The sequence below is a fragment of the Blastococcus aurantiacus genome (genome assembly GCF_900102425.1).
Lineage (GTDB): Bacteria > Actinomycetota > Actinomycetes > Mycobacteriales > Geodermatophilaceae > Blastococcus > Blastococcus aurantiacus.
In genome coordinates this window covers 64181-80402 of the sequence record NZ_FNBT01000004.1, presented here as the reverse complement: position 1 = coordinate 80402, position 16222 = coordinate 64181, and the positions used below count along the sequence as shown (strand labels likewise).

At 74.5% G+C, this 16222-nt stretch carries 15 protein-coding genes; 5 read left to right on the top strand and 10 right to left on the bottom strand.

From position 1 onward, the window contains the following. Positions 1-51: 51 nt before the first annotated feature. From BLS70_RS09105 to BLS70_RS09095, 3 genes are all read right to left on the bottom strand, one after another. Positions 52-549, bottom strand: a complete 498-nt coding sequence (locus BLS70_RS09105; RefSeq protein ID WP_091766302.1) for a GNAT family N-acetyltransferase — start codon at positions 547-549, stop codon at positions 52-54. 25 nt (positions 550-574) lie between these two features. Next, entirely contained in the window at positions 575-1336 is a 762-nt protein-coding gene (locus BLS70_RS09100; RefSeq protein WP_091766299.1) for an SDR family oxidoreductase, read from the bottom strand. A gap of 98 nt (positions 1337-1434) precedes the next feature. Further along, positions 1435-2097 carry a mycothiol-dependent nitroreductase Rv2466c family protein gene (locus tag BLS70_RS09095; protein ID WP_091766296.1) on the bottom strand — a complete coding sequence of 221 codons (663 nt, stop codon included), beginning with the start codon at positions 2095-2097 and terminating at the stop codon, positions 1435-1437. 168 nt (positions 2098-2265) lie between these two features. Here BLS70_RS09095 and pepN point away from each other — a divergent pair, with 168 nt between their 5' ends. Beyond that, complete coding sequence (gene pepN, locus BLS70_RS09090; protein WP_091767159.1) at positions 2266-4818, top strand: aminopeptidase N; 2553 nt, start codon at positions 2266-2268, stop codon at positions 4816-4818. A gap of 78 nt (positions 4819-4896) precedes the next feature. Here pepN and BLS70_RS09085 read toward each other — a convergent pair whose 3' ends face one another. The 3 genes from BLS70_RS09085 to BLS70_RS09075 form a co-directional block, all read right to left on the bottom strand. Further along, positions 4897-5352: a DUF5130 family protein gene (locus BLS70_RS09085; RefSeq protein WP_091766293.1), complete on the bottom strand. Its 456-nt coding sequence runs from the start codon at positions 5350-5352 to the stop codon at positions 4897-4899. 67 nt (positions 5353-5419) lie between these two features. Then, the gene (ctaJ, locus tag BLS70_RS09080) at positions 5420-5779 is read right to left on the bottom strand and encodes an aa3-type cytochrome oxidase subunit CtaJ (RefSeq protein ID WP_091766290.1); all 360 of its coding nucleotides are present in this window, start codon (positions 5777-5779) and stop codon (positions 5420-5422) included. A gap of 10 nt (positions 5780-5789) precedes the next feature. Then, positions 5790-7244 carry an amidase gene (locus BLS70_RS09075; protein ID WP_091766287.1) on the bottom strand — a complete coding sequence of 485 codons (1455 nt, stop codon included), beginning with the start codon at positions 7242-7244 and terminating at the stop codon, positions 5790-5792. A gap of 63 nt (positions 7245-7307) precedes the next feature. Between BLS70_RS09075 and kynU the strand changes: the two genes are divergently transcribed. Beyond that, entirely contained in the window at positions 7308-8573 is a 1266-nt protein-coding gene (gene kynU, locus BLS70_RS09070) for a kynureninase (protein WP_091766284.1), read from the top strand. Between the two features lie 19 nt (positions 8574-8592). On the opposite strand, the gene BLS70_RS09065 is transcribed toward kynU, so the two are convergent. The 4 genes from BLS70_RS09065 to BLS70_RS09050 all read right to left on the bottom strand — a co-directional run bounded on the left by BLS70_RS09065 (position 8593) and on the right by BLS70_RS09050 (position 12025). Next, on the bottom strand, positions 8593-9288 hold the full coding sequence (locus BLS70_RS09065; RefSeq protein ID WP_091766281.1) for a class F sortase: 696 nt from the start codon (positions 9286-9288) through the stop codon (positions 8593-8595). After that, positions 9276-10448 carry a hypothetical protein gene (locus BLS70_RS09060; RefSeq protein ID WP_091766278.1) on the bottom strand — a complete coding sequence of 391 codons (1173 nt, stop codon included), beginning with the start codon at positions 10446-10448 and terminating at the stop codon, positions 9276-9278. Before BLS70_RS09060 ends, BLS70_RS09065 begins: the two co-directional genes overlap by 13 nt. Before the next feature lie 189 nt (positions 10449-10637). After that, complete coding sequence (locus tag BLS70_RS09055; RefSeq protein WP_091766275.1) at positions 10638-11501, bottom strand: SCO6745 family protein; 864 nt, start codon at positions 11499-11501, stop codon at positions 10638-10640. Then, complete coding sequence (locus tag BLS70_RS09050) at positions 11498-12025, bottom strand: HNH endonuclease (protein WP_091766273.1); 528 nt, start codon at positions 12023-12025, stop codon at positions 11498-11500. The genes BLS70_RS09055 and BLS70_RS09050 overlap by 4 nt, the downstream gene beginning before the upstream one ends. A gap of 224 nt (positions 12026-12249) precedes the next feature. Here BLS70_RS09050 and BLS70_RS09045 point away from each other — a divergent pair, with 224 nt between their 5' ends. The 3 genes from BLS70_RS09045 (at position 12250) to BLS70_RS09035 (ending at position 16218) form a co-directional block, all read left to right on the top strand. Beyond that, entirely contained in the window at positions 12250-14346 is a 2097-nt protein-coding gene (locus BLS70_RS09045; RefSeq protein WP_091767157.1) for a prolyl oligopeptidase family serine peptidase, read from the top strand. 154 nt (positions 14347-14500) lie between these two features. Beyond that, entirely contained in the window at positions 14501-15790 is a 1290-nt protein-coding gene (locus BLS70_RS09040; protein WP_255362343.1) for an MFS transporter, read from the top strand. Then, on the top strand, positions 15787-16218 hold the full coding sequence (locus tag BLS70_RS09035) for a globin (RefSeq protein WP_091766267.1): 432 nt from the start codon (positions 15787-15789) through the stop codon (positions 16216-16218). The genes BLS70_RS09040 and BLS70_RS09035 overlap by 4 nt, the downstream gene beginning before the upstream one ends. Positions 16219-16222 lie beyond the last annotated feature (4 nt).

Below are 16222 nucleotides of genomic sequence, written 5' to 3'. Positions count from 1 at the left end.
GAAAGTCCGGACCACCCTCGGACTTCCTGTACCGGAAGTCCCGAGCAGGGGTCAGCGGCCGGTCAGGTTCTTGACCAGGTAGCTGCACGGGTCGGCGTGCTCGCGGACGGCCGTGCCGCTGCCGTCCCGCTCGAACCACCGGTCGACGACGTCGCCGTGCTCCCACTCGACGTAGCCGAGCCGCTCGTAGAGACGTCGGGCGTCGACGTTCCCGTGCTCGACCGCGAGACCGATCCGCGCAGCTCCCAGCGTCGTCGCCCGGGCCTCCGCCGCCGCGACGAGCCGCGTGCCGATCCCCCTGCCTCGTGGGACGGCCTCCAGCCCGTTCAGCTCCGGAAAGTCGCCCAGGAGGTCACGGACGCGCTCGTACTTCGAGCGGTGGAACATGGTTCCCCGACCACAGGGCAGGTCGCCGTCCCAGGCCACCAGGTACGTCGCCTCACCGCGCTCCTGCATGCCTGCCCGCTCGACGTGGTGGAACCGGTCCCGCGGGCCGGCGCCGACCAGCAGGCGTGGCAGGTCACCCGACTGGACCTGCCTGACGGTCACCCTCGCGGCGGACTCGATGACGGGCTCAGGAACCGGTGAGGCGGCGGACGACGGACAGCGGCAGCGCGCGCAGCAGGCCGGCGACCGGGCGCCACGGCCACTCCGGCACGTAGCCGCGCACCGGCTCCCGCTCGACGACGTCGACCAGCGCGTCCACGCCCTTGTCCAGGCCGACGGTCAGCGGCCCACGCCGTCCCTCGTTGATGTCGGTCGCGATGTACCCGGGCAGGACCGTGGAGACGACGATCTGCGAGCCGTAGACGTCCGAGCGGATGCCTTCGGCGAGCGAGTTGAGCGCCGCCTTGCTCGCGCCGTAGGCCGTGCGGGTGCCGGGCATGCCACGGACCGAGGCGACCGACGAGACGATCACGAGGTGACCGGCGCCCTGCCTGCGGAACAACTCCATCGCCGCCTCGCACTGCGCGTGCGAGCCGAGCACGTTGGTCACCAGGACGGCGCGGTTGGCGGCGGCCTCACCGGTGCCCACCGAACCGCCCTTGCCGATGCCCGCGTTGACGATCACCCGGTCGAACCCGCCCAGCTCGTCGGCGAGCCGGGGCATCACCGCGGCGACCGACCCAGGGTCGTCGACGTCCATGGCGGCCACCACCACGCGGATGCCGGGGTGCGCGGCGAGCAGCTCGTCGCGCAGCGCCTCGAGCCGGTCGAGCCGGCGGGCGGTCAGCGCGAGGTCGCGGCCCATGGCGGCGAACCGGCGGGCCATGCCCTGGCCGAGGCCCGCGCTGGCGCCGGAGATGAAGATCCGCTGGCGGAGGGGGTGCGGCATCGCACCAGGATGCCGCAGCCCCTCCCACCCTGCTTTTCCGCGGAAAAGCGGTCTGCTTTTCCGCGGATAAGCGGTCTGCTTTTCCGCGGATAAGCGGATCAGGAGCGGGTGATCTCCAGGGTCTCGGCGGGGACGCTGTCCATGTCCGGGCCGGTGCTGCGGGTGCGCTTGAGCTCCCAGAAGTCGGGGAGGTTGGCCAGCAGAACGGCGCCGTCGAAGGCCTTGCCGGCGTCCTCACCGGTGGGGACCTTGCTGATGACCGGGCCGAAGAAGGCGACGCCGTCGATGTGCATGACCGGCGTGCCGACGTCGTCACCGACCGGGTCCATGCCCTCGTGGTGGCTCTTCTCGAGCGCCTCGTCGTACTCGGTGGAGGTCGCGGCCTCGGCGAGGGAGGCCGGCAGGCCGGCGCGCTCCAGCGCGGGGGCGATCAGCTCGTCGAGCTCGGCCTTCTCGTGGTGCCGCAGGGTGCCCATCGCGGTGTAGAGGTCGCCGAGGACCTCGTCGCCGTGCTGCTGGGCGGCGGCGATCGCGACCCGCACCGGGCCGATCGCCTTCTTCATCATCTCCTGGTACTCCTCCGGCAGGTCGCGACCGCGGTTGAGCACGGCCAGCGACATGACGTGCCAGTGGAGGTCGATCTCGCGGACCTTGGCAGCCTCGAGCACCCAGCGGCTGGTGAGCCAGGCCCACGGGCACAGCGGGTCGAACCAGAAGTCGACGCGGGCCTTCACGGGCGCGCTCTGCACTGCCTCGGTCATGGGGGTTCTCCTCGCGGTCGGTGGTCCCGGGTGTCCTCACCGGGGCTCTCGTCGGGTGCCAATCAGGATCGCCGCCGGCTTGTTCCCCCGCAGGCCGGGTCGTCGCATGTGCCCGGGGTCCCACCGCGGCCGCGAATGCCGTCGTCCCCGCGTGGGAAGCTGCGGGACGTGGCCGCACCCAACCTGACCCGCACCAACGCCGCAGCGCGCGCCGATCTGCTGTCCGTCGAGAGCTACGACCTCCAGCTCGACGTCACCGACGGGGCCGGTCATCCCGGCGAGCGAACCTTCGAGTCGACGGCGACCGTCGTGTTCGGCTGCCGGGAGCCCGGCGCCTCGACGTTCATCGACCTGGTCGCCGACGGGATCCGGTCGGCCGTCCTCAACGGCGTCGAGCTGGACGTGGCCACCTGGACCGAGGACGTCGGCCTCCCGCTGCCCGACCTCGCCGAGCAGAACACGCTGGTCGTCACCGCCGACTGCCGCTACTCCAACAGCGGCGAGGGACTGCACCGCTTCCTCGACCCCGAGGACGGGCAGGTCTACCTCTACACGCAGTTCGAGCCGGCCGACGCCAAGCGGATGTTCGCCTGCTTCGACCAGCCCGACCTCAAGGCGACGTTCACGCTGCACGTGACGGCGCCCTTCGACTGGCAGGTGGTCTCCAACAGCGGCGACCGGATCATCGAGGCCGGCGCCAACGGCGCGCAGCTCGTGCACTTCGCGCCCACCAAGCGCCTCTCGACCTACCTGGTCGCGCTGATCGCGGGGCCCTACGCCAAGGTCACCGACTCCCACGACGGCATCCCGCTGGGTCTGTACTGCCGCGCGAGCCTGGCCCAGTACCTCGATCCCGAGGAGCTGTTCCGGGTCACCAAGCAGGGCTTCGACTTCTACCACCGGGTGTTCGACTACCCGTACCCGTTCGACAAGTACGACCAGCTCTTCGTGCCCGAGTTCAACGCCGGGGCCATGGAGAACGCCGGCGCGGTCACCTTCCTGGAGGACTACGTCTTCCGCTCCAAGGTGAGCCGCGCCCGCTACGAGCGCCGCGCCGAGACGGTGCTGCACGAACTGGGCCACATGTGGTTCGGCGACCTGGTGACCATGCGCTGGTGGGACGACCTCTGGCTCAACGAGTCCTTCGCGACCTACATCAGCACGCTGTGCCAGGCCGAGGCCACCGAGTACACGACCGCGTGGACGACCTTCGCCAACACGGAGAAGGCCTGGGCCTACGCGCAGGACCAGCTGCCCTCGACCCACCCCATCGCCGCGGACATCCCCGACGTCGCCGCCGTCGAGGTGAACTTCGACGGCATCACCTACGCCAAGGGTGCCTCGGTGCTCAAGCAGCTGGTCGCCTACGTCGGCCGGGACGAGTTCCTCGCCGGGGTGCGCCGCTACTTCCGCAAGCACGAGTACGGCAACACCGCGCTCGCGGACCTGCTCGGCCCGCTGTCGGAGAGCTCCGGCCGCGACCTCAGGGAGTGGGCCGACCAGTGGCTGCGCACCAGCCAGGTCAACACGCTGCGGCCGGTCTTCGAGGTCACCGAGGACGGCCGGTACAGCAGCTTCACCATCGAGCAGACCGCCGTCACCGAGCACCCGGTGCTGCGCAACCACCGGCTGGCCGTCGGGCTCTACAGCGAGGGCCCCGACGGGCTGACCCGCAGCCACCGCGTCGAGCTGGACGTCGCCGGGGCGCGCACCGAGGTGCCCGACCTGGTGGGCCACCCGGCTGCGGACCTCGTGCTGGTCAACGACGACGACCTGACCTACGCCAAGCTGCGGCTCGACGAGCGCTCGCTGGCCACGCTGCGCGCCCGGATCGCGGCGATGACCGACCCGCTGGCCCGGGCGCTGTGCTGGTCCGCGGCGTGGGACATGACCCGCGACGCCGAGCTGCCCGCCCGCGAGTGGGTTGAGCTGGTGCTGGCCGGCATCGGTGCCGAGACCGAGATCAGCGTCGTCCAGTCACTGCTCGCCCGGGTGCAGTCGGCGCTGAACAGCTTCGCCGACCCCACGTGGGCGCCCACCGGCTGGACGCTGCTGGGCGACCACGCGCTCGCCGCGCTGCAGTCGGCGTCGGCGGGCAGCGACCAGCAGCTGATGTGGTCTCGCACGCTGGCCAGCGCCGCCCGCACCGACGAGCACGTCGCGGCGCTGCGCGGGCTGCTCGACGGCTCGCGCACCGTCGAAGGACTCGTGGTCGACACCGATGCGCGGTGGTCCTTCCTGCACGGGCTGGTCGCCATCGGTGCGGCCGGCGACGCGGAGATCGACGCGGAGGCCGAGCGCGACGCGACCGCCACCGGCGTCCGTCGGGCGGCCACCGCCCGCGCCCTCCGGCCCACCGCGGAGTCCAAGGACGAGACCTGGCGGCAGGCGTTCCACGACGACGAGGTGCCCAACGCGGTGCACGAGGCGATCGTGGCCGGCTTCTGGCACCCGGCCCAGCGCGAGCTGACCGCCGAGTACGTGGACCGGTACTTCACCGACATCCGGCCGATCTGGGACCGGCGTCCGGGCGAGATCGCGAAGAACGCCGTCCAGTACCTCTTCCCGTCGGTGGTGGAGCCGCGCACCATCGTCGCTGCCGACGCCTGGCTGGCCGACGCGACCCAGCCGGCCGCGCTGCGGCGGCTGGTGTTCGAGGGCCGCGACGGCATCGCCCGGGCGCTCCGCGCCCGCGAACGGGACGCCGAAGCCGGCCTCTAATCCACGGAGCACGAAGGCCCCGCCCCCCATGAGGGAGGCGGGGCCTTCGTGTTCGTGCGATCGGTGGACCGCGGTGCGCTAGTGCCCGTGTCGGACGGACGGGCGGCCGGCCTGGTCGGACAGCTGGCGCAGGCCGTTCACGATGCCGCCGACGAGGTCGCCCCCGGCGAACGCCGTCGTCATGGACAGCACCGCCAGTGCGCAGGCGCGGTCCGGGAGCCGCCGGGCCGCCGCGGACCCGGTGACGACCTCGACCACGCGCTGCCCGGGCGAGACGGCGATCAGCACCGCCTCGGCGGTGTTCCCGCCGGAGTACGCGTGCAGCTCCTCCGCGCGGGCGCGGGTCGGCGTGCCCAGGTCGCCCACGTAGAGGGTGAAGCGAAGGCCGGTCTCCCGCGAGGACATGGTCAGCGCCTCGTCGATGCGGGCCAGCTCGCGGAAGCTGAAGATCTGGTCGATGCCCTCGTCCGTGCGCGCCGCCGCCGTCTGGGAGGTCGCGGTGTCGTGGGACTCGACTTCGAGAGCGCTGGTCATCGCGGGCCTCCGGCCAGGTCGATCGCCGGTGCGGCGAGGGTCGTCGGGAGTGCAGTGGGCATCGGGGTCACCACGTGCCCCGGGCGCCGCCGAGGGGACCTGCCGGCCGGGGTGCGCGCGCCGCGGAGGCGCCGCCGGCGGAGGACGAACCGCCGCTGACGGCGTGGGTGGCGGCGGCGTCGGCGCCGTGCCGCTCGCCGTAGAGCGAGGAGCCGATCGCGGTGGTCTCGCCGTCCCCGTGGTCACTGCCGTGGCCGGTGCCCTCCGGGTGCGGCTCGTACCAGATGGGCTCGTGGCTCCACGGCTGTCCCGGCTTGTAGCGGGGGCGCCGGTTGCGCGCGGCGGGCCCGATGGTCAGCAGGGCCAGCAGCAGGACGACGGCCAGCGGGGCCCCGGCGAAGACGAGGATGGTCTCGGCGACGGTCACGGGTCCCAACTTACCGGCACCCCTGTCGCTCAGCCCGCCGCGCTCCCCAGGCCGCGGGGTGTCGGGCGGCCCAGGGGCGGGCCTCCTCCAGCTGCGCCGACAGCGAGATCAGCGTGGCCTCGTCGGCGGGGCGGCCGGCCAGCATGGTGCCGACCGGGAGGCCGCCGGCGGTCCAGTGCAGGGGCAGGCTCACGGCCGGCTGGCCGGTCACGTTGGACAGGGCCGGGAACGCGGCGTAGCGCTCGTTGCGCTCGAAGTCCGCGGCGCCGTCCCCGTCGGCGTCGAACCAGCCGACCGGCCGTGCCGTCATGGTGGTGACCGGGGCCAGCAGGACGTCGTAGTCGCCGGTCGCCCGCAGGAAGCCGCGGGCGAAGGACCGCAGGGTGGCCAATGACTCCAGGGCGTCGCGGGCCGACAGCGCCAGCCCACGGGCCCGCAGCTCGCGGGTGAGGGGTCGCAGCTCGCCGACCCGCTCGGGCGGGACCTGCAACGTGGCCCCGGAGAGGGCCCACACCCGCTCGAAGGCCGGCAGCACGTCGGGGCCCAGCAGCCCGGCCGGCGCCTCCTCGACGTCGTGACCGAGGTCGGCCAGCAATCGCGCGGCGCCGTCCAGGGCGGCGGCGATCTCTGGCTCGAGCGCGGCGTCCGGCATGGGCGACTCGGTGAACACGGCGATCCGCAGGCGGCCCGGTGCGCGGTCGGCCGCCGCCAGGAAGGTCTCCCCCGGCGGCAGCGGCGGCGCCCAGGTCGGGTCACCGACCTCCGGGCCGGCCATCGCGTCGAGCATCGCGGCCGCGTCCCGGACGGTCCGGGCCAGCGGACCGTGGGTCACCAGGCCGGTCACCTCGCTGCCCAGCGGTGCGTTGCTGACCCGCCCGCGCGCCGGCTTGAGGCCGACCAGCCCGTTGACGCTGGCCGGGATGCGGATCGACCCCCCGCCGTCGCTGCCCTGCGCGAAGGGCACGAAGCCGGCCGCGACCGCGACCGCCGCTCCCCCGCTGGAACCACCGGCCAGCAGGGTCGGGTCCCACGGGCAGCGAGCCGGGCCGACGAGGTCGTTGTCGGTGTAGCCGGGGAAGCCGAACTCCGGCGTGTTGGTCTTGCCGACGCTGACGGTCCCCGCCGCGGCCAGCCGGGTGACGACGGCGTCGTCCACGGTGGGCACGTGATCGGCGGTGACCCGGGAGCCGAACGTCGTCGGCACCCCGGCGGTGCTGGTGAGGTCCTTGATGGCCGTCGGCACCCCCAGCAGCGGCGGCAGCTCGCCCCCGTCGCGCAGCCGTCGCTCGGCGGCGGCCGCGGCGGCCAGGGCCCGCTCCGGCGTGACGGTGATGAAGGCGCCGAGGCCGGCGTCGAGGGCCTGGATCCGGCGCAGTGCGTGGGTCACAAGCTCGGTCGGGCTCACCTCGCCCGAGCGCACGGCGGCGGCCTGCTCGAGCGCGGTCAGGTCGTGCAGCTGGGTCACGGGCGGCGAGGCTAGTCGCGCCCGCGCGCACGTCCGGCCCGGCGGTGACGTACACAAGGGGGCATGGACCTCTCCCGTGCCGCCGCGGAGGCCCTCGACGCGGCCGATCCCCTCGCCGGCTTCCGATCGCGATTCGCCGGCGCCGACGAGGACGGCCCCGACAGGCTGCTGTACCTGGACGGCAACTCCCTGGGCCGCATGCCGCTGGCCACCCCCGCCGCCGTGAGCCGCGTCGTCGAGCAGGAGTGGGCGCGCGGGCTGGTCGGCTCCTGGTCGCAGTGGATCGGCGCGGCCACCCGGCTCGGCGACGACCTGGGCGCCGGCGTGCTGGGTGCCGGTCCGGGTCAGGTGCTGGTGAGCGACTCGACCACGGTGAACCTCTACAAGCTGCTGGTCGCCGGGGCCACGGCCCGCCCGGGGCGCGACGTCCTGGTCTGCACGAAGGACGACTTCCCGACCGACCGGTACGTCGTGGCGGGTGTGGCCGGGGCCCGTGGCATGACGGTCCGCGAGATCGACGCGCACGTGGACACCGGCCTGGACCTGGCGGACCTCGCCGCGGCCCTGGACGAGCGCGTCGCCGTCGTCGTCCTGTCGCTGGTGGCCTACCGCTCCGGTGCGCTGGCCGACGTCGCGGAGGTGACCCGGCTGGTGCACGAGTCCGGCGCGCTGCTGCTGTGGGACCTCTCCCACGCCGTCGGGGCGGTGCCCGTGGACCTGGACGCGATCGGCGCCGACCTGGCCGTGGGCTGCGCCTACAAGTACCTCAACGGCGGGCCGGGGGCGCCGGCGTTCCTGTACGTGCGGCGCGACCTGCAGGAGGAGCTGCGCTCCCCCATCCAGGGCTGGTTCGGCCAGCGCGACCAGTTCGCCATGGGACCGGCCTACGAGCCGGCCGACGGCATCGAGCGCTTCGGGGTGGGGACGCCGCCGGTGATCGGCATGGCCGCGGTGGAGGTCGGCGCAGGCCTCGTCGCCGAGGCCGGCATCGGGGAGCTGTCCACCAAGGGCCGGGCGATGACCGACCTCATCGTCGCCCTCGGCGACGAGTGGCTCCTGCCCGCAGGCGTGGCGCTGGCCTCGCCGCGGGAGGCGGTGCGCCGGGGCTCGCACGTGACCTTCGCCCACCCGCAGGCGTGGCAGCTCACCCAGGCACTGGTCGACCGCCAGGTGGTGCCGGACTTCCGCACCCCCGACCGCGTGCGCCTGGGCCCGGCACCGCTGTACACCCGGTTCGTCGACGTCTGGGACGCCATGGACCGGTTCCGCGCGCTGCTCGCCGACCGCTCGTACGAGGCCTACCCCGCCGAGCGCGCCCGCGTCACCTGACGACGGGCGGCCGGCGGGATCAGGACCGCGCGACGACCACCAGGTTCTCCGTCGAGCGTCCGCCGTCCTCCTGCGTGCAGGTGATGAGCACCAGGCGGCCCGGGACGGCCGCCCACACCTCCGCGGCGTCCGGCAGCTCGTCCTTGTCGTAGCGCTCCGTGCGCTCGACGGTGTAGGCGACGGTGCCGCCCGGCGTGCTCACCTCGACGACGTCGCCGGCGCCCAGCGTGCTGTCGCCGTCGTCGTCGAGCAGCGGGTCGAAGCCGTACCGCCCCGTGTTCGTGGAGTGGGCGGCCAGGTAGAGGGTGTTGTCCGCCTCGTCGGCGGCGCCGACCGGGTCGCCGTAGGGCTCGATCCAGTAAGCCGCGGTGAGCGTGGGCGGGTTGATGGCGCCGTCGCGCGGAGTCAGGGGCAGCACCGGCAGGTCCAGCCCCAGGGTCGGCACGACGACGTGCACGTCCGAGGACGGCGTGGGCAGCGCCGCACCCGCGGTGGGCAGCGCGGGCTGCGCGTCCTCGGCGGGTGGCGCGGGCGCGGTGGAGGTAGCGCTCGGGGCGGGGTCGGCCGACCGGGAGGAGGCGGCGGACGGCGGCGCAGCGGCCGCGGGCTCGCTGCCCTGCAGCCCGATCGCCAGCACCGCCCCGCCGGTCACCGCGAGCGCGACGAGCCCCGCGCCCACGACCGACCGGCGGGACGGCCCGGTCAGACCTCGCACGTGCCACCCTCGGCCGCGGGCCGGCGCCGGCCGCGGGCGACGGCGGCGCCGACACCGGCCATCAGCAGGATCCCGGCACCGGCCGCGACGGCGATCCCGTCGGACCCGCCGGCCTCCGGCAGGTGCACGCCGGTGTTCGACCGCAGTCCGGCATTGGACGCGGGGGCGGCCGGCTCGGCCGCGGGCCCGGCGGCGGGTTCGACGACGGGCTCGACGGCACGGGCCTCGACGGTCAGCTCGGCGAGGACCGTCGAGTACCCGCCCGTCGGGGTCTCCTGCACCACGACCAGGTGGTGCGCGCCCGGCTCGGTGTCCGCGGGGAGCACGAAGCGGGCCGTCGACCCGGTGACCGCCACGTCCATCTCGACGATCGGCCCGACGTCGTAGTCCTCCTCGTCGAACTGCGCCATGGCGACCCGGACACCGGTGAGGTCGCTGAGGCCCAGCTCGCGCAGCGCGGAGCCCGGGGTGAGCACGAGCGTGACCGGTGACCCGGGGGCCGCCGGGGTGGGGATCGGGCAGTTGCTGAATTCGTAGAGGCCGCACGGCACCTGCGACGTGGCGTCCAGCAGGGGCTCCACCGTCCGCGTCGTGGGCGCGGCGGGGTCGAACCCGAGTTCGTAGTCGATGACGTCGTAGACATCGCCGAAGGCCGGGCCCAACGTCGAGGTGAGCTTCGAGACGCTCAGCCGGGCGGCGTCGCCGGCGATCGGGTCGTCGGCCGGCAGGGTGACCGTCACGGTCCCCGCCGACGGGGCGATGAGGAGCCGGTTCGGGTTGGCCGCTGCGAAGCGGGAGGAGTACGTCGCCTCCGGGATTCCGTCCTCGTTGTCGTCGAAGACGAGCTCGGCGGTGGCCGCGGAGCCGTCGAACTCGGCCGGCAGGTCCACCGTGATCGTCCCGCTGTACCGCACCGGCACCCGTACGAGTTCCGGCTCCTCGACGGGCTCGGCGAACGGGTCCCGCATCGAGTCGAGATCGCCGCCGTAGTTCTCCACCGGGACGGCGGAGACCATGATGTCCTCCGGCTCGAGCGGGACGGTGATGCCGTCAGCGGCGACGGCCGGGGACGCGGTGCCGACGAGGGCCGTGAGAGCGCCCACGCCGGCGCATGCGAGGAGCTGGGCGCGCCGCCGGCGCGACCCGGTGCTGGTGGACATGACAGTGCCTTCCGGCGAGCGCAGCACCCCGTCGGCACTGATCGATGCGGAAGCTAGCGCCCGGGTCACATCTCGCCGACGCCGCGACACGCGTACAACGTGAAGTGACACACATGTGACGACTCGAGCGGGCACAACCCGCGGTTCTGCGCAGGAGTTGCCAGCCGTCGGGTCGCCGCGGGGAGCGGGTCAGTCGGGCTCCGGAACGCCGATGGGATTGCCCGCCGGCCACAGCCCAGCGGTGACGACGGCGCGGCGCACCGGCCGCAGCAGCTCGGCCAGCCGGTCGCAGCCCTGGGCGCCCAGCGCCTGCCACGGCCCGAGGGCCAGCCGGTCGGTGTCGGCCTCGATCGCGGTGACCATGGCCAAACCCTGCGCGGTCAGCTCACCGCCGGCCAGCCAGCCGCGGTCGACCAGCCGCTGCTCGGCGTCGTCCCAGGCGGCGTCGTCCCAGCCGCGCGCCTTCTGCAGCCACGCGCGGGCGGACCGGCCGGCCGCCGCTGCGAGCACGTGCGCCTGGACGCCGTCGATTTCCCGGGTCACCAGCGCGACGGTGTGGCCGTCGCCGCGGTGCTCGCGCAGGGTGGTCAGCGCCTGCCACAGCACCAGGTGCGGCTCACCGGGGACGACCACCGCGGTGTTGGCGGCGGCCAGCGGGCGGCCGGGTGCGTCGACGGCGGCCGCCGCGGTCGCGGCCAGCTCCATCGCCTCGACGGTCGGGTCCGACGCCGTCCACTCGTCGCCGAGCACCCGGCGGATCGCGCCGTCCACCCCGGCCAGCCGGGCCTCGAGCGCGGCCGCCGGGGTCACCGACTCCCACACCGCCGGCACCCGGCGGGCCACGAAGTCCGGCGCGAAGTTCACGAAGGTCGCGGTGACCACCTCCGGACCGACGGCGCCCAAGGGCGCCGCCCGGCCGGCGAAGTAGCCCGACCAGAAGCCGCGCAGCCCGGCAGACGCGAAGGCGGCAGCGGCCTCGTCGGCGAAGTACGTGAGCGCGTGGAACGGCTCGGCGAGGCTCCACAGCAGCCGCGCGGTCCCCGGTGAAGTCATGCGCTCACGCTCTCGGGCATGCCGAGCCACTCGCGCCAGCGCGGGTCGACCGTGCGGTGCCCGAGCAGCCGCCACGCGGCACCGGTGGGCGTGCGCGGCGGCTGCGGCAGCGACCAGCCGAGCTCGGCCAGCGAACGGTCGGCCTTGGTGTGGTTGCACCGGCGGCAGGCGGCGACGACGTTGTCCCAGGTGTGCGTGCCGCCCCGGCTGCGCGGGACGACGTGGTCGATGCTCGTGGCCGAGCCGCCGCAGTAGACGCAGGTCTGCCCGTCACGGGTGAAGACCGCGCGCCGCGACAGCGGGACCGACGAGGGGTAGGGCACCCGCACGTAGCGGGTCAGCCGGACGACCACGGGCACCGCCAGGCTGACGGTCGCGGCGTGCACGACGTCGGACGCCGAGTCGACGGGCACCGCCTTGTCGGCGAGGACCAGGACGATGGCCCGGCGGCTGGACACGACGCACAGCGGCTCGAACGTGGCGTTGAGCAGCAGCGTGGCGCTGGTCGTCCCGGGCGAGGGCACGGGCAGGACCGATGGACGGGAGGGGTCGCGGCGCGGGCCTGGGTGACCCTCCGTCGTCGACCCGGACGCGGCGCGCAGCACGGATCACCTCCGGTCGCCGCGGACCGCCGGTGGCTCCGAGACCCGCGGGCTGCCCCATTCTGACCCGAGAACGGCCGATCGGCGCTGCTGGATTTCGCGACGATCCGGTAGCGGCGCTCCGGTCCGCCGCTACCGTGGGATCGATGCGCTACCCCGAGGCCCCGCGGCTCGACCTCGTCGAGGACCTGCACGGACACCCCGTCGCCGATCCCTACCGCTGGCTGGAGGACGCCGAGGACCCGCGCACCGTCGCGTGGAGCGAGGCCCAGGACGCGCTGGCCGCGGAGGTGCTGGGCGGGCTGCCGCAGCGCGCCGCCTTCGCCGCCCGCATGGAGGAGCTCGTCCACGCCGGGTCGGTGGGGCTGCCGGTCTGGCGGGGTGCGCGGGCGTTCTCCACCCGCCGCGACCCCGGCCAGGAGCACGGCGTCCTGCGGGTGACCGAGGCCGACGGGTCGGTCCGCGTGCTGGTGGACCCCATGGCCCTGGACCCCGCCGGCACCACGACGCTGGACGCGTGGTCGCCGTCGATCGAGGGCGACCGGCTGGCCTACCAGCTCTCCACCGGCGGCGACGAGGAGTCGCGGCTGTACGTCCTCGACGTCGCCACCGGCGAGATCCTCGACGGCCCGGTCGACCGCTGCCGCTACTCCCCCGTGGGCTGGCTCCCCGGCGGCGAGGAGCTGTTCTACGTCCGCCGGCTCGCTCCCGACCAGGTGCCCGCCGGCGAGGAGCAGTTCCACCGCCGCGTGTGGCGCCACCGCGTGGGGTCCGACCCCGGCGACGACGTCCTGGTGCACGGCGAGGGCAGCGACCCGGCCAGCTACTTCGGCGTGCACACCAGCCGCGACGGCCGCTGGCTGGTCGTCTCCCGATCGGTGGGCACCGCCCCGCGGGACGACGTGTGGCTGGCCGACCTCACCGGTGACGGCGCCCTGCGCGAGCTGCAGGTCGGCGTGGACGCGCAGACCTCGGCGTGGGTGGCCCGTGACGGCCGGCTGTGGCTGATGTCGGACCGGGGCACACCGCGCTGGAGGCTCGCCGTCGCCGACCCCGCCGACCCCGCCACCTGGGCACCCGAGGCGTGGCGCGACGTCGTCCCGCAGCAGGACGGCGCGGTGCTGTCCGACGTCACCCTGGTGGACGGCCCCGACGGCGCGCTGCAGGTGCTGGCCGTGCACGCGGTGGACGCCACCGACCGGCTCTCGGTCTGGGCGGCGGACGGTTCGGGCCGGATCGGCGAGGTGCCCGCCCCCGGCAGCGGCAGCATCTCCGGCGTCGTCTCCCGGCCCGAGGGCGGATCCGAGGCGTGGATCGGCTACACCGACTACGCCACTCCGCCGTCGGTGCTGCGCTGGGACGCCGCTTCCGGGGCGGGGCTGGAGGACTGGGAGCGGGCGGCCGTGGCCGGCGCCGTCCCGGAGCTGACCGTCGTCGAGACGCACGCGACCTCGGCCGACGGGACGCCGGTGCACATGTTCGTGCTCTCCGGCACCGGCACCCCGGACACCCCGCGGCCGTCGGTGCTCTACGGGTACGGCGGCTTCAACGTCTCCCTCACGCCCGCCTACAGCGCGCAGGCGCTGTCCTGGGTCGCCGCCGGCGGCGTCTGGGCCGTCGCCAACCTCCGCGGCGGGTCCGAGCACGGCGAGGAGTGGCACCGGGCCGGCATGCGGGAACGCAAGCAGAACGTCTTCGACGACTTCGCCGCCGCGGGTGAGCACCTGGTCGCCCAGGGCTGGACGACCCACGAGCAGCTCGGGATCTTCGGCGGCTCGAACGGCGGACTGCTGGTCGGGGCGACCCTGACCCAGCGGCCCGACCTCGCCGCCGCCGTCGTCTGCAGCGCGCCCCTGCTGGACATGGTGCGGTACGAGCTGTTCGGGCTCGGCCGCACCTGGAACGACGAGTACGGCACCGCCGAGGACCCCACGGAGCTGGGCTGGCTGCTGGGCTACTCGCCGTACCACGCGGTCCGCGAGGGGACGGCGTACCCGGCGGTGCTCATCACGACGTTCGAGTCCGACACCCGCGTCCACCCCCTGCACGGCCGCAAGCTGGCCGCCGCGCTGCAGCACGCGACCAGCGCCGAGGCCCCGATCGTGCTGCGGCGCGAGGTCTCGGTGGGCCACGGGGCCCGGGCGGTCAGCCGGACGGTGGGGCTGGCCGCCGATCAGCTCGCGTTCCTCGCTCGACACACCGGTCTGCTCCCCCGGGGGGACGCGTCCGGCGCCCCTCGCTGACATCGCGGCCGACGCCTGAGAGTATTTCGGTGATGGACAGGTCACTAACCGTGGCCGAGGAACGCTCGGCGGCTCGCGCCGAGGGATGCGGAGGGCGCATGGACGCTCGCCCGGCTGCCCCGTCCGGGCCGTCGGCCCGCGGGTCGTGGTGCCGGTGACCGCCACCGCGTCGGACACCGACCCCACCGGCTTCTCCCGCCCGGCCACGTACCGCGAGGTCTTCGCCGTGCCGGAGTTCCGGCCCCTGTTCGGCACGTTCCTGCTGTCGACGGCGGGCGACGAGCTGGCCCGCGTCGCCCTGACCGTGCTCGTCTACCAGCGCACCAACTCCCCGCTGCTGTCCGCGCTGACCTTCGCCATCAGCCACTTCCCGTGGCTGATCGGCGGTCCGCTGCTGTCCACGCTGGCCGACCGGCTGCCCCGGCACCGGGTGCTCATCGCCACCGACACGGCCCGCGCCGCGCTCCTGGCGCTCATGGCCGTCCCGGGGATGCCCCTGCCGGTGCTGCTGGGCCTGCTGCTGCTGGTCTCGCTGTGCGCGCCCCCGTTCGAGTCGGCCCGCTCGGCGCTCATGGCCGATGTGCTCGACGGCGAGCGCTACGCCCTCGCCACGTCGCTGACGACGGTCACGCTGCAGGTGGCCCAGGTCGCGGGGTTCCTCGTCGGCGGGGCGCTGGTCGCCGTCGACCCCTCGCTGGCGCTGGGCATCGACGCGGCCACCTTCGCCATCTCGGCGCTGTGGCTGTCGGCACGCCTCGAGCGCCGTCCCGCTCCGGGGCAGACCACCGGCTCGCTGTGGCGGGACACGGCCGAGGGCCTGCGCTTCATCCGGGGCACCCGCCGGATGCTGGCGATCATCGCCGTCCTCTGGGTGGCCGCCCTCTTCGGCAACGCCTGGGAGGGCGTCGCCGTCCCGCTGGCCGCGCAGCTGGGCGGAGGCAGCATGGCGGTCGGGGTGCTGCTGGCGGCCAACCCCGCCGGCGTGGTCGTCGGCGGGCTGCTGCTGGGCCGGCTGGTGCCACGGGATCGCCGCGAGCGGCTCGTCGCCCCGCTGGTGCTCCTCTCCCTGGTCCCGCTGCTGGCCGGCGGGCTGGTGGTCTCGCTGGTGGGCGGGAGCTGGTCGTCGTTCTCGACGCTGCTCGCGCTGCTGTTCCTGTCGGGGCTGGGCTCCTCCTGGCTCATCCCGCTGAACATCTCCTTCGTGCAGGCGACTCCGGCGGCCTTCCGCGGGCGCGCGTTCGGCGTCGCGGTCAGCGGTCTCTACGGCGTCCAAGGGCTGGGTGCGCTGGCCGCCGGGCTCGCCGCGGAGGGGGTGGCGCCCAGCAGCGTGCTGGCCCTGTGCGGTGGGGTCGGAATGATCGCCGTCGCCCCGGCGCTGCTTGCCTATCGGCGGACGCAGGGGACGTCCGCCGGAATCGACACCGAAGGAGCACCGGGGGCATGAGCGAGTCGAGGCGGTCGCCGTCGGAGCGGACCGCTTTCTACGACGAGGTCGGCGGGCACGCCACCTTCGAGCGGCTCGTGGCCCGGTTCTACGCCGCCGTCCGCACCGACCCGGTGCTCGCGCCGCTGTACCCGCAGGACGACTGGGAGGGCGCCGAGACGCGCCTGCGCCGGTTCCTCGAGCAGTACTGGGGCGGCCCCACGACCTACTCCGACGAGCGCGGGCACCCGCGGCTGCGCATGCGGCACGCGCCCTTCGCCATCGGCCCGGCCGAGCGCAACGCCTGGCTGCGGCACATGCGCGACGCCGTCGACTCGCTGGACCTGCCGCCCGAGCAGGACGCGACGCTGTGGGGCTACCTGGCGATGGCCGCACGCAGCATGCAGAACCGCTTCCCCGCCGACGCGGGCAGCGACCTCACGCCCTGAGGTC

Coding starts and splice junctions, on each gene's coding strand:
- BLS70_RS09035 (WP_091766267.1), top strand. CDS start 15,787: ATGAGCGAGTCGAGGCGGTCGCCGTCGGAGCGGACCGCTTTCTACGAC.
- BLS70_RS09095 (WP_091766296.1), bottom strand. CDS start 2,097: ATGACCGAGGCAGTGCAGAGCGCGCCCGTGAAGGCCCGCGTCGACTTC.
- BLS70_RS09060 (WP_091766278.1), bottom strand. CDS start 10,448: ATGTCCACCAGCACCGGGTCGCGCCGGCGGCGCGCCCAGCTCCTCGCA.
- BLS70_RS09055 (WP_091766275.1), bottom strand. CDS start 11,501: ATGACTTCACCGGGGACCGCGCGGCTGCTGTGGAGCCTCGCCGAGCCG.
- BLS70_RS09085 (WP_091766293.1), bottom strand. CDS start 5,352: ATGACCAGCGCTCTCGAAGTCGAGTCCCACGACACCGCGACCTCCCAG.
- BLS70_RS09100 (WP_091766299.1), bottom strand. CDS start 1,336: ATGCCGCACCCCCTCCGCCAGCGGATCTTCATCTCCGGCGCCAGCGCG.
- kynU (WP_091766284.1), top strand. CDS start 7,308: ATGGACCTCTCCCGTGCCGCCGCGGAGGCCCTCGACGCGGCCGATCCC.
- BLS70_RS09045 (WP_091767157.1), top strand. CDS start 12,250: ATGCGCTACCCCGAGGCCCCGCGGCTCGACCTCGTCGAGGACCTGCAC.